This is a genomic window from Stenotrophomonas maltophilia (assembly GCF_001676385.1).
GTDB lineage: Bacteria > Pseudomonadota > Gammaproteobacteria > Xanthomonadales > Xanthomonadaceae > Stenotrophomonas > Stenotrophomonas maltophilia_J.
In genome coordinates this window covers 73,045-89,033 of the sequence record NZ_LYVJ01000004.1, presented here as the reverse complement: position 1 = coordinate 89,033, position 15,989 = coordinate 73,045, and the positions used below count along the sequence as shown (strand labels likewise).

Below are 15,989 nucleotides of genomic sequence, written 5' to 3'. Positions count from 1 at the left end.
GCGGGAGGATCCGGCTAGAATCCAGCGAGCGTCAGGATAGCGCAGGCATCGCCCATGGATTACACCGGTTTCACCCGCAAGTTCCCCGACAACCGCCCATTGAACGCGTTCGATCGCGAGCACCACCTGCTGCAGAAGAAGCGGCTGGATGTCCCGCTGCTGGCGCAGCTGTGCGTGGTGAAGATCAACTCGAAATGCCTGGTGTCGGTGGACCGCTGGTACGTTGCACGCGGCGTTGCCGCCCTGCTCGGCGCGATCGGCATCGTGTTCGGACTGGGCGGCATGCTGATGCTGCTCTGGTCGCTGGTGGTGAACAAGCTGCCCAACGAGAACGGCCTCTGGGAGGCGATATTCATCGGCATGGCGATGTTGGCGTCCTTCACTGCAGCAAGCATCTGGGTGGCCTGCCGCGAGCTGTTCCGCTGGACGTACTATCCGATCGTGCTCGACCGCACGCACCGGCAGGTCCACGTATTCCGGCTGGATGGCACGATCCTGAGCGTCCCCTGGGACCAGGTGTATTTCACCCTTGGCAGGGGAACCGGAACCTTCGGCTGGTACAACTGGGATGTCCGCGGACTGATCCTGGACGCGGATGGCGTGACGGTCCGGGAGACGTTCGCGTTCTGCATCACGACCTCGCGCATCGAGCACGCGCATGCGCACTGGGAGTTCCTGCGGCGCTACATGGAAGAAGGGCCTGCCGCCGTGCTGGATGCAGTGCATTACTGCATGCCGGTGGATGGCAGGCGTGAGCGCTTTGCAGCCGGCATGGCGCGTATTTTCGCCGAGGATGCCCGGCTCCCGGGATTGATGTGGCTGACCATGCTGCCGCTCAACTACCTGCACGCGGTGATGCGCTGGGTGGTGATGAAGACCAGCAGGGTGCCGGTGTTTCCACCGGAAATCGAGGCTCGCCTGCAGCCTGATCCCGGCGACATCTACGCCCGGGACTTTTCGATGAATCCGCCGGACCTGCGCTGATCAGGAGGGGCGCCTCCCGCGGACTACGACCGTCTGCGCCTGATTGCCATGGAGCACTTCAGCCCGGCCTGGGGCGACAGCGCGCAGAAGATGGAAGCCTTCGCGCGGCACTCGATGGCCAGTGCGCCGAAGAAGAAGCGGGCCACGCGCCATGCACGGCTGTACTGGTCGGCCACCGGGCACGCAGCCGATGCTTTCGGCCAGGCAACGCCTGACTGGCCGCTGATGCGCCAGGGCCTGGACGAGATCGCGCAGCGTCACCCGACCCGCGACAAGCTGAGGGCCACCGTCCACGTTGCCTGCTGGGCGCGCGACGGCGATGCCCTGGTCCGGTGGTATCGCCTGTACTTGAGCCAAAGCGGTTTCGACGAAGCGGTCATTGCGGACTCGATCGAGCAAGGCAGGACCGCATGCCTGGCGCCGGATGCGGCGCAGCAAGCTTCCTTGTAGAGCCCGCCGCGGCAGGTTCAGGCCACGCACGATGCGCGGCCTGCCCTGCGCTTCAGGCCTGTCCGACGCTTAGCACGCCCGCATGTCAGCCACCGACCGCATGGGCTGGCACATTGCCAGTGCTTGCGCGTGGTCACAGCTTGGCCTTCTCGTCATTGACCAGAATGCGACAGCTTGTGACGCTTGCGACACCGCACGGCCCTGCTGGCCCCCTCATTGCGGCTCCGTTCCATCGCATTCCGCGTCACCCATATCCGCAACGCCTCCACATGGCACAGGCCCGGCCTGGCCGTGACGGGCCGCTGCGTCCCGAACCCTTTGCTGGAGAATCGCCATGCGCCTTGCAAGCCTCGTCTTTGCCTTCGTCATCAGTGCCTTCGCCGGTGCCGCCCACGCCCAGGTCGTGACCCTCAACAAGGGGGGCTTCGTGCTGACCTACGATTGCAGCCTCCACAGTGCCACCCGCTACGAATACACGCTCACTGCCGACACCGGTTCCGCCGCGCGGCCATCCAGCTTCTACAACGATCCGGATCTGCCGGCCGGCTGCCTCGGCCAGGCCAGCACCACCTCCTACGCCAGCGTCAGGACCGGCTACGACCGCGGCCATCTGGTGACCTCCAACCACATGGACTACAGCACGACCTACATCCGCCGCGCCAACTACATGACCAACATCGTCCCGCAGGTATCCAGCTTCAACCAGGGCATCTGGGTAAAGGCCGAGAACGTCGCGGAGTGCTACCGCGACATCGCTCCGGTGGATGTGTACGGCGGCGTGGTCTACGGCGACGCATCCAATGACTACTTCCTGGCCAGCCACGGCATCCCGACGCCCGAGTTCTTCTGGAAGACGATCATTACCCGTGATCCCCAGACCGGTACCGCCAAGGCGATCAGCTGGATCATTCCCAATGAAGCCAACCTCGGCAGCCTGGACAACTACCTGGTCACGATTGCCGATCTGGAGGAGCTGCTGGGTGCCAGCTATGTGGCGATCAATGCACCGGCATCGCTGAAGAACATGCTGCCGGCCACCACCTGGCCGCAGCCGGCCGGGTGTGATCTGGGCTGATGAGCCTGGCCGGGCACCGGCTGCGAGCGGGTGCCCCGCCCCGGCGGCTGTGGGAAAATGGCAGGCGATTACCCCGCTGCATTGCCCCAGGAGCTGTAATGTCCCGTTTCCCGTTCGACGCCGTGCTGTTCGACTGTGATGGCGTACTGGTCGATTCCGAGCCACTGGTGGCCCGCGTGTTGTCGGAAATGCTGACCGAACGCGGTTGGCCGCTGACCCCGGCACAGGCCGGTGAAGTCTTCCTCGGCCAATCGGTCGCGCATCTGGCCGGCCTGATCGAAGAACGGACCGGCAAGCCGTTCACCCAGGAATGGCTGGAGGCATTCCGCCAGCAGCGCAACCGGGCGCTGGAGCAGGACCTGCAGGCGATCCAGGGCGCGCCGCAAGCCGTGCGCGCCATCGCGACGGCCAGCGGCGGCCGCATCGCCTGCGCCTCCGGAGCAGACCTGCACAAGGTGAAACTGCAGTTGGACAAGGTCGGGCTGCTCGATGTGTTCGGGGCCAATGTGTTCAGTGGCCAGGACCTGCCCCGCACCAAGCCACATCCGGATGTGTATCTGGCGGCCGCTGCGGCGCTGGGCGTGGACCCCACACGCTGCGCGGTGATCGAGGACACCGTCACCGGCGCGACTGCGGGCGTGGCCGCCGGCGCCACCGTGTTCGGCTTCAGCGAAGGCGGCCCGCACCACAGCACGCCGGAGGCCCTGCGTGCGGTCGGCGCCCGCGTGATCTTCCAGCGCATGGAAGACCTGCCAGGCCTGCTCGCCGCCTTCGCGGCCGACGCCGTCGCCTGACGGCATGGCCCTCAGCGCCCAGCGCCCGCCGTGGCGCTGCCGCGCCTGCCTGCATAGTGCAGGACGAACAGATACAAGCCGGTGAAAAGCTGCAGGAACAACGGCGGCAACGGCGAATAGGTGATCCAGGCCGAAGGCTCGCCCTGCCCCAGCCCGCGCGCCACGAAATTGGCGACCACTGCCAGCGTGAACACGATGGACGTCCAGCGATGCACGGGCCGCGCCCAGCCGCCACGGCTCATTGCCGGCGCCTCGCGTCCGATCGTGCTTCGATCATCTTCCAGCCGTTGCCGGATGGGTCACGGAATCCGGCATCGACCGCGCCATAACGCTCGATGGGTTCCTGGATGAATTCCACGCCCTTGGCCTGCCATTCCACATAGCGCGCCCTGCAATCGTCCACCGCCAGCACCAGCGGCGGCATCGCGCCCTTGGCCACCAACTGCTGCAACGCCTGCGCCGTGGCGGCGTCGTGGGTGGGTGGGCCGGGCACGAACAGGCCCAGCTGGAAACCCTGCTGGCCGCGGTTGCGCACTGTCAGCCAGCGATAGCCGCCATTGCGCACATCGGTGTGCACCTCGAAGCCGAGCGTGCCGACATAGAAATCGAGCGCTTCATCCTGGTCACGCACATACAGGCCGATCGTATCCACCGTATTAGACATGCAACACCTCCTCACGAGTGCGGCTACGTTACGCCCACCGGCCCGGCGCCGCTTCTCCAAAACTGCGCCAGTGGCCACGACGCCCAGCGTGGAGAAACCGGGGGGGGGTTAATGCCCCCCGGGGCGCATGAATACGCAGATCGGCAAAAGCGGATAATCCACCGGATGATTAAGTCCACTCAATGTGATGCCAATCACGCACGCACACAGGAACGCGTGCGATAACCGCGCAGACCGGATCCATCGGCACCCTTACGCCGCCAGGGAGCGCACCATGCAGGACGTAGCGCAACGCCAATGCAAAGTTGTGTCCGACAGCCAGTGGTCGCTCAGTACCTTCATGGAATTCTATGAGCGGGTATTGAGCCCTCGCATTTTCCACCCTTACGGGAAGCTGCTGGCCAGCGAAGTCGCCAGCGACATCGATGCCGGGTTCGTGGTCAGGGACGTGCTGGAAGTCGCCTGCGGCACCGGGGTGATCACTGCAAGCCTGTATGAGGATCTTGCGCGTCCACGGGGCCTGCGGCTGGTGGCCAGCGATCTGTCGCAGATCGCGGTGAACATGGCCCGGCGCGTCCTGAGCCCGGAGATCCAGCAGCACGTTCCGCTGTTGGCCGACGTGGACATGGCAGAGCTTCCGTTCGAGGACAACAGCTTCGATGTGATTGTCTGTGGCTTCGGCCTGATGTTCCCGCCGGACAAGGCGCGCGTGGCCAGGGAGTTCCGCCGCGTGCTGCGGCCGGGCGGGCGTGTCTATGCCACGATGTTCCACTACAACCAGCTCTTCGAACTCACCCGCCAGCAATCGCAGCTGCATTTCGGCATGCCCTCGCGGCTGATGGACGCTGCGCTGAGCCTGGCCGACCCGTCGCCGATCACCCGGGCCTTCGCGATCGAAGGCCTGTCCAGGGCCAACGATCTGCCTGCCGGGCTGCATCCCCTGTCGTTCTCGCTGGATGCGGCCGGCGCGCGCGAGTTCCTGTTCAACGCCTGCATCCTGCTCGAGGAGTTCAACCAGTGCGACACCGGCACCCGCGAGCACTACCTGGACCTGATGCTGGCGCAGTTCCGCAAGGACGTGCCTGACCAGCGCTATCGGGTGGAGGCGTGGCTGCTGCGCGGCCAGGCTGATCCGGCCCATGCGGGCACGACGCTGGACATCACGCCACCCGATTTCTCGCCGCTGCTGCGGTGCCAGCAGCTGACCCATCGCGCGTCCTGCGTGGGCGCCGAGCGCGCCGTCCCTGCGCACGAGGCGCAGGCGCTCGATGCATTCACCGCGGCCAGGGCGCAGTTCCTGGCCGAGCATCCGGGCTTCCCCGACGCATCGGTAGAGAAAATGCGCAACGAGGAGTACGCACGGCTGGACGAGCAGCACGTGACGTACCTGGATCATGTGGGCGGAACCCTGCCACCCGAAAGCCTGCTCGAACAGGACCTGCAGGCGTTGAAACACGCGATCCTGGGCAATCCGCACAGCGGATCGAAAGCCTCGCAGGCGGCCTACCAGGATGCGCGGGACGCGATCTACGCCTTTTTCGGCTGTTCGCCGGACGAGTACGAGGTGATATTCACTGCCAACGCCAGCAGCGCGATCCGGTTGGTGGCGGAATCGTTTCCCTTCCAGCCGGGCACGCAGCTGCTGCTGACCAAGGACAATCACACATCGGTGCATGGCCTGCGCGAATACGCCAGGGCCAAGGGCGCCTTGGTGAAGTACATCCCCTTGGACGACGACCTGCTGCTGCACGAGGACCTGATGCAGCGTGCGCTGCAGCGGCTGGGCGATGGCGCCCCGCATCTGCTCGCCTTTCCCGCCCAGTCCAACGCGACCGGTGCGCGGCATGACCTGGCCTGGATCGCCCGCGCGCGGGCGCATGGTGCGATGGTGCTGTGCGACGCGGCCGCACTGGTTCCGCAGGCGCGGCTGGATTGCGGCACCCTTCAACCGGACTTTGTGGTGGCCTCGTTCTACAAGATCTTCGGCTACCCCACCGGCGCGGGCTGCCTGCTTGCCCGCCGCTCGTCACTGCAACTGCTCAGGCCACCGTCCTTTGCCGGTGGCGGCGTCTGCTACTACTCGGGCCCGTGGTCGCCCACCGAGCGGTTGCTCTATCGCGATGCCGGGCAACGCTTTGAGATCGGAACACCCAATTACGCCGCGTTCCCGGCGATCGCCCGGGGCTTTGCCTTCGTGGCGCGGATGGGCGGCGTCGAGGCCCTGGCGCTGCGTTCCGGTGCACTGGCCCGGTGGCTCGAGGCGCGCCTTGCCGCGCTTCGCCATACCGTGCGCGGCGACACACCGCTGTGCCGCGTGTACGGCCCGCCGGCACAGCACAAAGGAGCGACGGTGATGCTCAACTTCTTCGACTGCTATGGCTCGATCATGCCGCATGCCCGCATCAAGCGCCTGGCCGACCGCTTCGGCATCACCCTGCGCAATGGATGTTTCTGCAACCTCGGGGCCGTCCAGCAGGCAACCTATGCCACCGCAGGTGCCGAGCACTGCGAACTGGACAAGACCGGGAAGATCCTCGACTGCACCGCCTTCGATGAGAAGATCCTGGACAAGGGAGATTGCGGCGCGGTCAGGATTTCATTCGGGCTCGGGTCGAACTTTGCCGACGCCTACCGCTTCCTCATGTTTGCGACCTGCCTGCTGGACACCGATGTTTCAGGTCTTGAAGGTGCGCTCGCCGGAAGCGATCCCGCGGTCGATGCCGGCAGTCTCCGTGCCGCCCCTGCCGTACCGGCCTGACGCTCCGCGGCGAGCACCACCGGCGGCGCGCCACGGCGGCGCTGTTCCAGCACGGACGTGTCCAGGCAGGGCCGCTGCGCGGCGCGCGCGTGGCATTCGGGCACGGCGCCGCGCAGCGGTGGCTGCCGGCGTTCGCGTGCGCGTACATTGCCCGGGCTGTCGCCGGTGATGTCGCGAAAGATGCGCCCGAACGTACCCAGGCTGCCCCAGCCGGTCTGCGCAGCAATCTCCGTCACCGGCAGGTCGGTGTCCCGTAACAGCGCCACGGCCCGTTCAATGCGGCGGCTGAGCAGGTAGCGATGCGGTGGCAGGCCGAACGCCTGCTTGAACGCACGCGCGAAATGCGCCGGTGAGACCGCACTTACCCCGGCCAGGCGGACCACCGTCCAGTCTTCGTGACTGGCGTGGTCCATCCGGTCCTTGGCGCGCAGCAGGCGCCGCAGCAGCTCGGGGCTCAGGTTCATGGCATCACCGTGCGGGACAGGTGATGTCGCGCCGCATGCCTGGCCTGCGCAGCCTGTTCGACCAGCCAGTCACCGAATGCAACGACCTTGGCGCTGCCACTCCGCGCGGTGGGTGCCACGAACCAGAAGCTGCGACCGTCGCTGGCCACGCCAGGATGAGCCTGCACCAGGCGCCCACTGTCCAGTTCGGACTGGAACAGGATCGGCGAGCCGATCGCGATGCCCTGCCCGGCAATGGCAGCACCGACGTCCAGGTGCTCTACGGCGAACGAGGTGACGAAACTCTCCGCGGCCGGCGGCGGAACAGCACCATGCGCGGAGAACCACAGTGCCCACCAGTCCGGCCGCCCGAGCAGGGGCACGTCCAGCGCCTGACGGCCGAGCCCGTGCGCCGCCGGCAGCAGCGCCGGCGCGCACAACGGGGTGAAAATGCTGGGAAACAAGGGGGTGGCCTGCAGTCCGGGCCACTGGCCGTGGCCGTTGCGGATGGCGGCATCGAAACGCCCGGCGGCCAGGTCCTGCGGCTCCGCAGACAGATCCAGCTCCAGCACGATCTGCCGATGGCGTGTGCGGAAGCTGCCCAGGCGCGGCGTCAACCAGCTGGTGCCCAGCGTTGGCAGTACGGACACGCGCAGCCGCGTCGCGTCCATGTCAGCAGCGCGCATGAAGCTGGCGCGCAGCGCGTCGAATGCGCGGGTGGCCTCCACTGCGACGCTGGCACCAGCGGCCGTCAGTTCCACGTGTTGTGCATGGCGCAGGAACAGGCAGGTGCCGGTCTGCGCCTCCAGCCGCCGCACGTGGTAGCTCACCGATGCCGCAGTGGTGTCGAGCTCCTCGGCAGCACGCGCGAAGCTGCCCAGCCGCGCGGCCGCCTCGAAGGCACGGATGGCCACAAGTGATGGCAGCTGGCGTCGGGTCACCATAAGTGTGGCTTAGCCTGAGCCCCGATGTCTGCGTGGTCAATCCCCCCGGTATCCACAACGATGGAGGCACCTTCGGCAGGGGATCATGCACATGGATCGACGGCAGTTCCTGGCCACCGTGGCCGCCGCGACAGCGTCCAGCGCGCTGCGCTCGGGGAGGGCCCTGGCCAGCCACAGCGAAGACTGGAAATGGTTGCAGGGCAACTGGCAGGTCCGGCACCAACGCCTGAAGGAGCGCCTGGTGGGCGATACCCGCTGGGAGTCCTTCCCAGGCTCCAGCGCGGTCTGGCTCACCCTGGGCGGTCTCGGCACCATCGATGACAACGTCATGGCGCTACCGTCGGGACCCTACAGGGGCCTGGGCGTGCGTGCGTTCGATCCGGTGTCATCGACGTGGTCGATCTGGTGGATCGATGGCCGCAATCCTGCCCATATCGAAGCGCCCGTGCGCGGCGTCTTCGAGGGCAATGCCGGCAGCTTCCGCGGTCGCGATCACTTCAAGGGACGCCCCATCGACGTATGGTTCCGCTGGCATGACATCCATGGCGAGGAACCGTGGTGGGAACAGGCGTTCTCCGCCGATGGGGGCGTGCACTGGGAGGTCAACTGGCGAAACTGGTTCCGCCGCACCGCTGCGGCGCCTTCCGCACTTCCGGTGCTGCCCGATGCCCCGGGTGACTTCGGTTTCCTGGTCGGCCGTTGGAACGTACGCCATCGTCGCCTGCGTGCACGGCTTGCAGGCAGCGACGCCTGGGAGAGCTTCAACGGCACCCTGCACAACTGGCCGGTGCTGGGAGGATTCGGCAACGTGGGCGACAACCTGATGGACGTGCCTGGGGCGCCACTGCGTGGCATGGGAATCCGGGCCTGGAACGCAACCGAGCGGCGCTGGCTGAGCTGGTGGCTGGATGGCCGGGAGCCCACCCGGATCGGCACGCCCTTGATCGGTGGTTTCGAGGCCGGTGTCGGCCGTTTCTTCGGCGAAGACCAGCACGACGGACGAACGATCCGGACGCGGGCGATCTGGTCACGCATCACCCCACGTTCGGCGCGTTGGGAACAGGCGGCTTCGATCGACGGTGGGCGCAGCTGGGAAACCAACTGGGTCAGCGACTTCGAGCGGCAGGCATGAAGGCGCTGCTGGGCGCGATGCTGCTGGCATCGGCGTTGCCACTACCCTCCCCGCCCAGGGTGCTGCAGACCCTCGATCCACCCGAGCGCTTTGCTCCCGGCATCGCGTCCACGCCCCATGACGAGATCCGGCTGACCTTGAGTCCGGACGGAAAGACCGCGCTATGGTTCAGCCGCAATCGTCCCGGCGGGCCGGGCGGGTATGACATCTGGATGTCGCGCCACGACGGGCAGCGCTGGCGGCCTGCAAAGCCGGTCCCGTTCAACACGCCGGGGCGCGACTTCGATCCAGCGTTTTCCGCAGACGGGCGCGTCGTCTATTTCTGTTCGGACCGCGCAGGCGGGCTCGGCGGTGACGATCTGTACCGGGTCAGCGTGGGAACCCACGGTCGCTTCGGGGAACCGGAGAACCTGGGAGCTGCGGTGAACAGTGTGGCCAACGAGTTCGCGCCGATGCTCTCGCCAGACGGTCGTACGCTGTTGTTCTCCAGCGATCGTGCAGGCGGGGCCGGCGGCCACGACCTCTATACCGCGGCGATCATCGGCGGCGTGGCGCAGCACGCGCGGCCGCTGGCCGGCGGCATCAATACGGCCGCGCAGGAATTCGATGCCACCTTCCTCGGCGATGGACGCACTGTGGTCTTTGCCCGCGCCCAGGACTTCAGCAGTGCACCGGTGCGCCAGTTCATCGCCTACGAACAGGACGGCCGCTACAACGTGGGTCACGCCTTGCCTCCGCCCTTGAACGAGCCCGGTGGCGACAGCTACGGTGCGATGCTGGACGGCTCGCAGCCCGGCACGCTGACCTATTCCGCGCGTCGCGCAGGCGGCCAGGGACTGGACCTCTACCGCGTCCGCTACCGCCTGGGCGATCCATGACCCGCACTCAACGCTGCGCGGGCAGCTCCAGCTGATGCTTGCGGCACAATCGATACACGGTCACCCGCGAGATCTGCATCTGCCGCGCGCACTCCGAGACGTTGTAGCCGGTCTGGCGCAGGGTCTGCAGCAGCACATCACGTTCGGCCTGGCCGCGCGCATCGTGCAGCATCGCGCCGGGCAGTCCCTGCACCGGCGCGCCCAGCTCCAGATCGCGCTCATTGATCAGCTCGCCTTCGGCCATGATCGCCGCGCGCTGCACGCGATTGAGCAGTTCGCGCACGTTGCCCGGCCAGTCGAAGCGCCGCATGGCCTGTAGCGCGGTCGGTGCAAAGCCGCGTGCACGCACGCTGTGGCGCAGCCGGAAGCAGCGCAGGAAGTGTTCGGCCAGCAGCTGCACATCGGCGCCGCGCTCGCGCAATGGCGGCATCAGCAGGCGCAGCACGTTGAGCCGGTAGTAGAGATCACTGCGGAATCGTCCCTGTGCTACCGCGTGCTCCAGTTCCACGTGGGTGGCAGCGAGCAGGCGCACGTCCGCCCGCAGCGGTTGGCTGCTGCCCACGCGCTCGAACGTGCCCTCCTGCAGCACGCGCAGCAGGCTGGTCTGTGCCTCGGGTGGCAGGTCGCCCACCTCGTCGAGGAATACAGTGCCGCCGTGCGCGGTTTCGAATACGCCGATCTGGCGCTTGTCGGCGCCGGTGAACGAACCGCGTTCGTGGCCGAACAGCTCCGATTGCACCAGGCTGGCAGGAATGGCACCGCAGTTGACCGCGATGAACGGCTTGCCAGCGCGACCGGACAGCGCATGCAGGGCGTGTGCCGCCAACTCCTTGCCGGTTCCGGTTTCGCCGGTGACCAGCACTGGCAGGTCGACCGGCGCGAATTTGTGCAGCACCGTGCGGACCGCGTGCAGTGCAGGACTCTCGCCGATCAATGCACGCGGCCCCTGCCCGCTGCAGGCATCATCGGCGGCAGGGCCATCCGCGTCGAACTGCTGGCGCATCGCCACGACCAGGTCCTGCAGGCCGAACGGCAGCGTGAAGCGCGCCCGGCAGTGCTGCAGCAACGGCCGCCACGCCGGTGGCGTGAGCCCCGCACCCGGTGGCAGTACCGCCAGCCACGGCAGATGCTGGTGTTGCTCGATCCACGGTGCCAGCAGCTGCAGCGCGAGCCCATCGAGATGGCGCAGATCGAGCACGGCGAGCAAACGATCGCGCCCGCGCAGGCCAATCGCCATGGCGGGATCGGGATGGATGCTGCGCACATGCCAGCCCGCCGCCGCCAGCGCACTGCGCTCGTTCGCCAACGGCTCGCCAAACCAGAGCACGCATCGTGACGTTGAAGCCTCCGGGACCGCTGCCATGCTTCCCCCAGCATCCGGACACCGTCGGCGGACTGTCAGCCAATCACCGGCGTGCCGCCCCCCGCCGGGACCTCTACGGCCACCGGGGCGGCCTTTGTTGGGCGGATGCTAGCGCCTCCCCAAATGGCGGCGCAATGCGCGGTGCGTCAAGGAACGCCCGGCTGAAGCGGCACCGTTACAGACTGCGGCGCCCCCTGTAACACCGATGCGACAGCCGGGACACCGCCTTGGCCTGCGGCGCTTGGCGCTGCGCTTTCCCAACATTTTTCCCACGCCGCTGTAACAGCCCGGCAGCAGCGCTCCACCTCCAGCGGTTCCTGCCGCCATGGCGGCCAAGGCTTCCAGGATTGGCACGCTTGATGCGTGGTTCCGCCGCACCCATCACCGGAGATCGGCATGGACGGCACCTCCCTCGTTCGCGGCCTGTCGGCATCGCTGGCCGTGGTCATGCTGTCGGTTGGCGCTGGCGCCTACGCATCGGGTGCCCGCCAGGGCGTGAAGGCCCAACCGGGCGAAATCGTCCTGTTGCGGGATGTGTCCGCGCGGCCGGCCTATCGCATGGCGCCGCCCGGCATGGCGCTGATCGCCGACCCGAAGCCACAGCGCGAGATCGCGGCGGCCCTCGGTCCGGATGCCGCGGCAAGAGGGATGGACGAGCTGAGCGATGAGGACTATGCGGGCATGGGTGCCGGCCAGGCCGTGTCCGTCGCGGCGCCGGGCAGCACCACCGTTGAACGGGTCACCCAGCAGGCTCTGGGCGGCACGCTTGGCCGCAGTGGTGATGGCGTGGTCGGCAGCAGCCTGGGCGGCGCCATGAGCGCGCCGCTCGGCGCAGTCGGCAGCAGTACCCGCGGCATCGCCGATACGGTGCGCGGCGCATTGGCCCAGTTCCCCCTGCAGGGCACGGCCCCGGCAGGTGGGAAATGAAGGCGCTGCGGGGGGTGCTTCTGCTGCTCGTCGCCGCCCCCTGGGCGACCCGGGCCGACGACTACAGCGGCATGCTCGCCTACCTCGATCTGGCCCGCATCGACGGCCGCGCACTGGCCGGGGCGAACGGCGCCATCGCCGTGAACCAGGCCGCCGGGGACCTCAATGTACAGGCCAACCTGCGGGGCATCGCCAACGGCGAGCGCGCCGACGTGGTGATCGATGCCCGGCAACTGCAGCAGGGCAACCGCGTGCTGTCCGGGCCGCTGCAGGCCGCTGCGTTCATCGGCGGCGACGCGCTGGCAGGTGCCAGCGGCATCGCCTCCATCAACCAGGCCAGCGGCAGCGCCAACACGACGCTCAACGTCGTCAGCGCGGCGCTGGCCCGACAGGGCATACGCGAAACCGACGATCCGGCCCTGGCCGCCGAAGGTTCCGCGTTCGCAGGGGGGCGGGACGACGCCGGTCACGGCGTGACGACGGGCACCCGCAGCGCCGGTGTAGCCAGCACCGCACTGCGGGGATTCGACGGTGTCCTGCAACTCAATCAGATCGCGGGCAGCGGCAACGACACGGCCAACGTACTGGGCGTAGTCGTGCAGGACCGCCCGTGACAACCACCCAACCGAAGCATCACTGATGAGAGAGAGGGCACCATGAAAGCGACCGTCAAACGGACCATGCTCGCCATGGCGATTGCCACTGCCTCGACCGCCACTGCGGCCAATGGCTGGGACAACCAGAACGCCAATGCGAACATCGTCCACAACCACACCGTCAACGAAACCCGCAACGAAACGCACAACCACACCGACAACGACGTGCGCAACCGCACCGTCAATGTCAGCGTGCAGAAGAACAGCAACATCCAGGCCGACGAGCGCAAGGAAAAGAACAACCACGGCGTCGACGTGAACCTTGAGAAGGACCTGCGCCTGGCGACGGACATCACCTTCTCCGGCGACCCCAACATCACCGGCGACATCGACCTGGACTCCGCGGCGATTGCCGTGATCGACAACCGGCAGTCGATCAGCAACAACACCGCCGCCAACAGCCTGGTCACCAACAGCGCCTCGATCGCCGATGACGTCGGTGCGGGGGCCTCGGGCAACCTCGGTTTCAACGTGGTGGCCGGCGACAACAACGCACAGGACAATGCGGCCTCGCTGTCCGCGGCCGATGCCTCCTTCAGCTTCGGCATGGCCGATGCCGAGGTGTTCGTCAGCCAGGCCGGGCATGGAAACGCCACCCTGAACTCGGGCGTCACCAACGCCGCCAGCCTGGGCGGCAATGCCTTTGGCGGCGCGTCGGGCAACATCGGGGTGAACATCGCCTCGGGCAACAACAACGAGCAGAAGAACGCGCTGGCCGCCTCGGTGGCCACCAGTGCCGTCGCCCAGTCCAGCATCAGCTCCAACCAGGTCTCCACCGGCAACACGGTCAGCAATGCCGGCTTCGTGCAGTCCTACACCGATACGGTGCAGGTCGGCATGCACGGCGGCGTCAGTGGCCTGACCCTGGCCTATGGCGCCGGCACCTATCGTGGTTCCGGCAACGCCTACCAGATGGCCAACTACTACCTGGATACCTGGGATGGCGACCTGCCGCATCCGAACGGCAGCAGCACCGGTCACATCGACCTGGACAACCAGATCCAGAACGCCACGATGAACCCCTATCGCCAGGGCGTGGGCGGCCTGGGCTTCGACACGCGTGAGAGCGGCACCAGCCAGTTCGTGGAGCTGGGCGTGGCCGACCTGTATGCCAGCCTCAGCGGAACCGTCAGCACCACGCGCTGGGTCAACGTCAACGCCACCAACACCTCGGCATTGTCGGGCAGCGCCTTCTCCGGCGCCTCCGGCAACATCGGCGTGAACGTGGCCGCCGGCACCGGCAACCTGCAGGCCAACAGCCTGGCGCTGGCGGTGGCCCAGCCCAGCACCGGCGGCGGTGGCGGTGGCACCGGCGAGTAAGCGCAACACCCCGGCCGTCCGCCAATGGCCGGGTTCCCGGGAGCCCCTGTTCCTCCTCCCCCTTGGAACAGGGGCTCCCCCCTGCTGCCGGAGACCGTGATGAGCCGTTGCCGTCCTTCGATGCGCCTGCTGGCCTGCCTGCTGTCGCTGGCCACTGCTTCTGCGTGGGCGGGCGACGTGCGCTTCAGTGGTGTGCTGCCCAATGGCGCACTGCTGCAGCGGAGCGTGGAGAGCATGCAGGAGCGGCGCTACCGCAACGTGGTCCGGCAACACACCGACTACAGCTGTGGGGCCGCCGCACTGGCCACCATCCTGCGCCATGCCTATCACCTGGACACCAACGAGACGACGGTGATCGAGGGCATGATGAGGGTGTCCGATCCGGCGCTGGTGGCCGAGCGCGGCTTCTCGCTGCTCGACATCAAGCGCTACGTGGAATCGCTGGGCATGCGCGGGCGTGGCTATCGCATCGATGAAGCGCGCCTGCGCACGCTGCGCGTACCCGGGTTGGTGCTGATGGACGTGCGCGGGTTCCGCCACTTCGTGGTGCTCAAGCAGGTACGCGAAGGCGTGGTCGAGGTGGCTGATCCGATCCTGGGCAACCGCAGCCTGGCGTTGCCGGAATTCCTGGCGGCCTGGCCATCACGCGCGGTATTCGTGGTGATCGGCAGCGATTTCGATCGCAACACGGTCCTGCTGCAACCCAGCGAACGGCCCAGTGCCCGCGCGCTTTACGCGCGACAGGGGCCGATCACCGATGCCGAGCTGGTCGACTTCGGCTTCAGCCACGCCGACCTGTTCTGAAGGAGGCACGAACATGTACCGCCATTCCGTACTGATGGCCCTGCTGCTGGTCGTCCCTGCCCTGCCGCTGGCGGCCGCCGAGGGTACGCCGGGCCGTGGCCTGAAGGAAATTCCGGACCCCGAGCTCGGCCTGATGCGGGGCCGCTACACCGTGGGCGGCAATACCGTCGCCTGGTTCGGGGTCACCATGGTTTCGCGCTGGCAGGCCAGCAATGGCACCACCCTGCAGGGCACCTTGACGCTCGGCATGGATTTCCGTGGCGGTGGTGCGCCGACGCTGAGCTTCCAGCCCAGCGTGCATATCACTGCCGCCGATGCGCCATTGCCCGGCAACCCGGGCCGCAGCATCGACAGCAGCGGCCTGGACAACGCCAGCGGCCTGGTGCAGAGCGTGCAGGTGGCCGGCGACGGCAATGTCGCCCGCAACGTTACCACCCTGACCGTGCGCGACGGCGACGTGCCGGGAGCGGGCAGCGGTGGCCCGCACAGTGCCGCCACCCGGCAGGCCGGTGCCAGCGCGACCGCCGTGTTCGATGGCAACCAGGCGCGGCTGCTGCTGCAGATCGATGGCCAGGGCCTGGTGCAGCAATGGATCCGCAGTGGCAGCGTCGGCCAGGGCATTGCCCTGGCTGGGGACGGCCAGATCGCCAGCAACCAGCTGCGGCTGGAACTGGTGCGCAGCACCGTGGGGAGCAGCCTGCCCTTGAGCCAGAACGTGGCCCAGGCCATCGCGCTGAACCGCGGCATGGGGCCGGGCCAGTAACACGGCCCGGCATTGGGGGAAGCGTTCCACAACG

At 67.4% G+C, this 15,989-nt stretch carries 16 protein-coding genes and 1 pseudogene; 12 read left to right on the top strand and 5 right to left on the bottom strand.

Features of this window, described 5'->3' with window-relative positions:
- Positions 1–54 precede the first annotated feature (54 nt).
- From A9K58_RS06215 to A9K58_RS06200, 4 genes are all read left to right on the top strand, one after another.
- Positions 55–984 (top strand): DUF6708 domain-containing protein, encoded by a 930-nt coding sequence (locus A9K58_RS06215; protein WP_065198533.1) that lies wholly within the window; start codon positions 55–57, stop codon positions 982–984.
- Positions 985–1,032: 48 nt separating this feature from the next.
- Positions 1,033–1,434, top strand: a complete 402-nt coding sequence (locus A9K58_RS06210) for a hypothetical protein (RefSeq protein ID WP_231109260.1) — start codon at positions 1,033–1,035, stop codon at positions 1,432–1,434.
- 334 nt (positions 1,435–1,768) lie between these two features.
- A complete protein-coding gene (locus tag A9K58_RS06205; RefSeq protein ID WP_065198532.1) occupies positions 1,769–2,509 on the top strand; it encodes a DNA/RNA non-specific endonuclease in 741 nt (246 codons plus the stop codon).
- 98 nt (positions 2,510–2,607) lie between these two features.
- Positions 2,608–3,303 (top strand): HAD family hydrolase, encoded by a 696-nt coding sequence (locus A9K58_RS06200; RefSeq protein WP_065198531.1) that lies wholly within the window; start codon positions 2,608–2,610, stop codon positions 3,301–3,303.
- An 11-nt stretch (positions 3,304–3,314) separates the two neighbouring features.
- Here the strand turns inward: A9K58_RS06200 and A9K58_RS06195 are convergent, their stop codons facing one another.
- Positions 3,315–3,545: a hypothetical protein gene (locus A9K58_RS06195; RefSeq protein ID WP_065198530.1), complete on the bottom strand. Its 231-nt coding sequence runs from the start codon at positions 3,543–3,545 to the stop codon at positions 3,315–3,317.
- The gene (locus A9K58_RS06190) at positions 3,542–3,967 is read right to left on the bottom strand and encodes a VOC family protein (RefSeq protein ID WP_065198529.1); all 426 of its coding nucleotides are present in this window, start codon (positions 3,965–3,967) and stop codon (positions 3,542–3,544) included. The genes A9K58_RS06195 and A9K58_RS06190 overlap by 4 nt, the downstream gene beginning before the upstream one ends.
- Before the next feature lie 361 nt (positions 3,968–4,328).
- Between A9K58_RS06190 and A9K58_RS06185 the strand changes: the two genes are divergently transcribed.
- Positions 4,329–6,725 (top strand): aminotransferase class V-fold PLP-dependent enzyme, encoded by a 2,397-nt coding sequence (locus A9K58_RS06185; RefSeq protein ID WP_231109259.1) that lies wholly within the window; start codon positions 4,329–4,331, stop codon positions 6,723–6,725.
- 26 nt (positions 6,726–6,751) lie between these two features.
- On the opposite strand, the pseudogene A9K58_RS20115 reads toward A9K58_RS06185, so the two are convergent.
- Together A9K58_RS20115 and A9K58_RS06180 are read right to left on the bottom strand one after the other, a co-directional pair.
- Positions 6,752–7,189 (bottom strand): annotated as a pseudogene (locus tag A9K58_RS20115) (helix-turn-helix transcriptional regulator); the annotation flags it as partial.
- The gene (locus A9K58_RS06180) at positions 7,186–8,112 is read right to left on the bottom strand and encodes a LysR substrate-binding domain-containing protein (protein WP_065198527.1); all 927 of its coding nucleotides are present in this window, start codon (positions 8,110–8,112) and stop codon (positions 7,186–7,188) included. The gene A9K58_RS06180 and the pseudogene A9K58_RS20115, both read right to left, overlap by 4 nt.
- A 91-nt stretch (positions 8,113–8,203) precedes the next feature.
- On the opposite strand from A9K58_RS06180, the gene A9K58_RS06175 reads away from it, so the two are divergent.
- A complete protein-coding gene (locus tag A9K58_RS06175; RefSeq protein ID WP_065198526.1) occupies positions 8,204–9,244 on the top strand; it encodes a hypothetical protein in 1,041 nt (346 codons plus the stop codon).
- Complete coding sequence (locus A9K58_RS06170) at positions 9,241–10,122, top strand: TolB family protein (RefSeq protein WP_065198525.1); 882 nt, start codon at positions 9,241–9,243, stop codon at positions 10,120–10,122. The genes A9K58_RS06175 and A9K58_RS06170 overlap by 4 nt, the downstream gene beginning before the upstream one ends.
- A 7-nt stretch (positions 10,123–10,129) precedes the next feature.
- Here the strand turns inward: A9K58_RS06170 and A9K58_RS06165 are convergent, their stop codons facing one another.
- Complete coding sequence (locus A9K58_RS06165; RefSeq protein ID WP_065198524.1) at positions 10,130–11,485, bottom strand: sigma-54 dependent transcriptional regulator; 1,356 nt, start codon at positions 11,483–11,485, stop codon at positions 10,130–10,132.
- A gap of 396 nt (positions 11,486–11,881) precedes the next feature.
- Between A9K58_RS06165 and A9K58_RS06160 the strand changes: the two genes are divergently transcribed.
- From A9K58_RS06160 to A9K58_RS06140, 5 genes are all read left to right on the top strand, one after another.
- Positions 11,882–12,412, top strand: coding sequence for a hypothetical protein (locus tag A9K58_RS06160; RefSeq protein ID WP_065198523.1), 531 nt, complete (start codon positions 11,882–11,884; stop codon positions 12,410–12,412).
- Positions 12,409–13,026, top strand: coding sequence for a hypothetical protein (locus A9K58_RS06155; protein ID WP_065198522.1), 618 nt, complete (start codon positions 12,409–12,411; stop codon positions 13,024–13,026). Before A9K58_RS06160 ends, A9K58_RS06155 begins: the two co-directional genes overlap by 4 nt.
- 42 nt (positions 13,027–13,068) lie before the next feature.
- Positions 13,069–14,388 carry an adhesin gene (locus A9K58_RS06150; protein WP_065198521.1) on the top strand — a complete coding sequence of 440 codons (1,320 nt, stop codon included), beginning with the start codon at positions 13,069–13,071 and terminating at the stop codon, positions 14,386–14,388.
- Positions 14,389–14,487: 99 nt separating this feature from the next.
- A complete protein-coding gene (locus tag A9K58_RS06145; protein ID WP_065198520.1) occupies positions 14,488–15,192 on the top strand; it encodes a C39 family peptidase in 705 nt (234 codons plus the stop codon).
- Between the two features lie 13 nt (positions 15,193–15,205).
- Positions 15,206–15,955 (top strand): hypothetical protein, encoded by a 750-nt coding sequence (locus A9K58_RS06140; protein WP_065198519.1) that lies wholly within the window; start codon positions 15,206–15,208, stop codon positions 15,953–15,955.
- The last annotated feature ends 34 nt before the right edge of the window (positions 15,956–15,989 follow it).

Coding starts and splice junctions, on each gene's coding strand:
- A9K58_RS06215 (WP_065198533.1), top strand. CDS start 55: ATGGATTACACCGGTTTCACCCGCAAGTTCCCCGACAACCGCCCATTG.
- A9K58_RS06210 (WP_231109260.1), top strand. CDS start 1,033: ATGGAGCACTTCAGCCCGGCCTGGGGCGACAGCGCGCAGAAGATGGAA.
- A9K58_RS06205 (WP_065198532.1), top strand. CDS start 1,769: ATGCGCCTTGCAAGCCTCGTCTTTGCCTTCGTCATCAGTGCCTTCGCC.
- A9K58_RS06200 (WP_065198531.1), top strand. CDS start 2,608: ATGTCCCGTTTCCCGTTCGACGCCGTGCTGTTCGACTGTGATGGCGTA.
- A9K58_RS06195 (WP_065198530.1), bottom strand. CDS start 3,545: ATGAGCCGTGGCGGCTGGGCGCGGCCCGTGCATCGCTGGACGTCCATC.
- A9K58_RS06190 (WP_065198529.1), bottom strand. CDS start 3,967: ATGTCTAATACGGTGGATACGATCGGCCTGTATGTGCGTGACCAGGAT.
- A9K58_RS06180 (WP_065198527.1), bottom strand. CDS start 8,112: ATGGTGACCCGACGCCAGCTGCCATCACTTGTGGCCATCCGTGCCTTC.
- A9K58_RS06175 (WP_065198526.1), top strand. CDS start 8,204: ATGGATCGACGGCAGTTCCTGGCCACCGTGGCCGCCGCGACAGCGTCC.
- A9K58_RS06170 (WP_065198525.1), top strand. CDS start 9,241: ATGAAGGCGCTGCTGGGCGCGATGCTGCTGGCATCGGCGTTGCCACTA.
- A9K58_RS06165 (WP_065198524.1), bottom strand. CDS start 11,485: ATGGCAGCGGTCCCGGAGGCTTCAACGTCACGATGCGTGCTCTGGTTT.
- A9K58_RS06160 (WP_065198523.1), top strand. CDS start 11,882: ATGGACGGCACCTCCCTCGTTCGCGGCCTGTCGGCATCGCTGGCCGTG.
- A9K58_RS06155 (WP_065198522.1), top strand. CDS start 12,409: ATGAAGGCGCTGCGGGGGGTGCTTCTGCTGCTCGTCGCCGCCCCCTGG.
- A9K58_RS06150 (WP_065198521.1), top strand. CDS start 13,069: ATGAAAGCGACCGTCAAACGGACCATGCTCGCCATGGCGATTGCCACT.
- A9K58_RS06145 (WP_065198520.1), top strand. CDS start 14,488: ATGAGCCGTTGCCGTCCTTCGATGCGCCTGCTGGCCTGCCTGCTGTCG.
- A9K58_RS06140 (WP_065198519.1), top strand. CDS start 15,206: ATGTACCGCCATTCCGTACTGATGGCCCTGCTGCTGGTCGTCCCTGCC.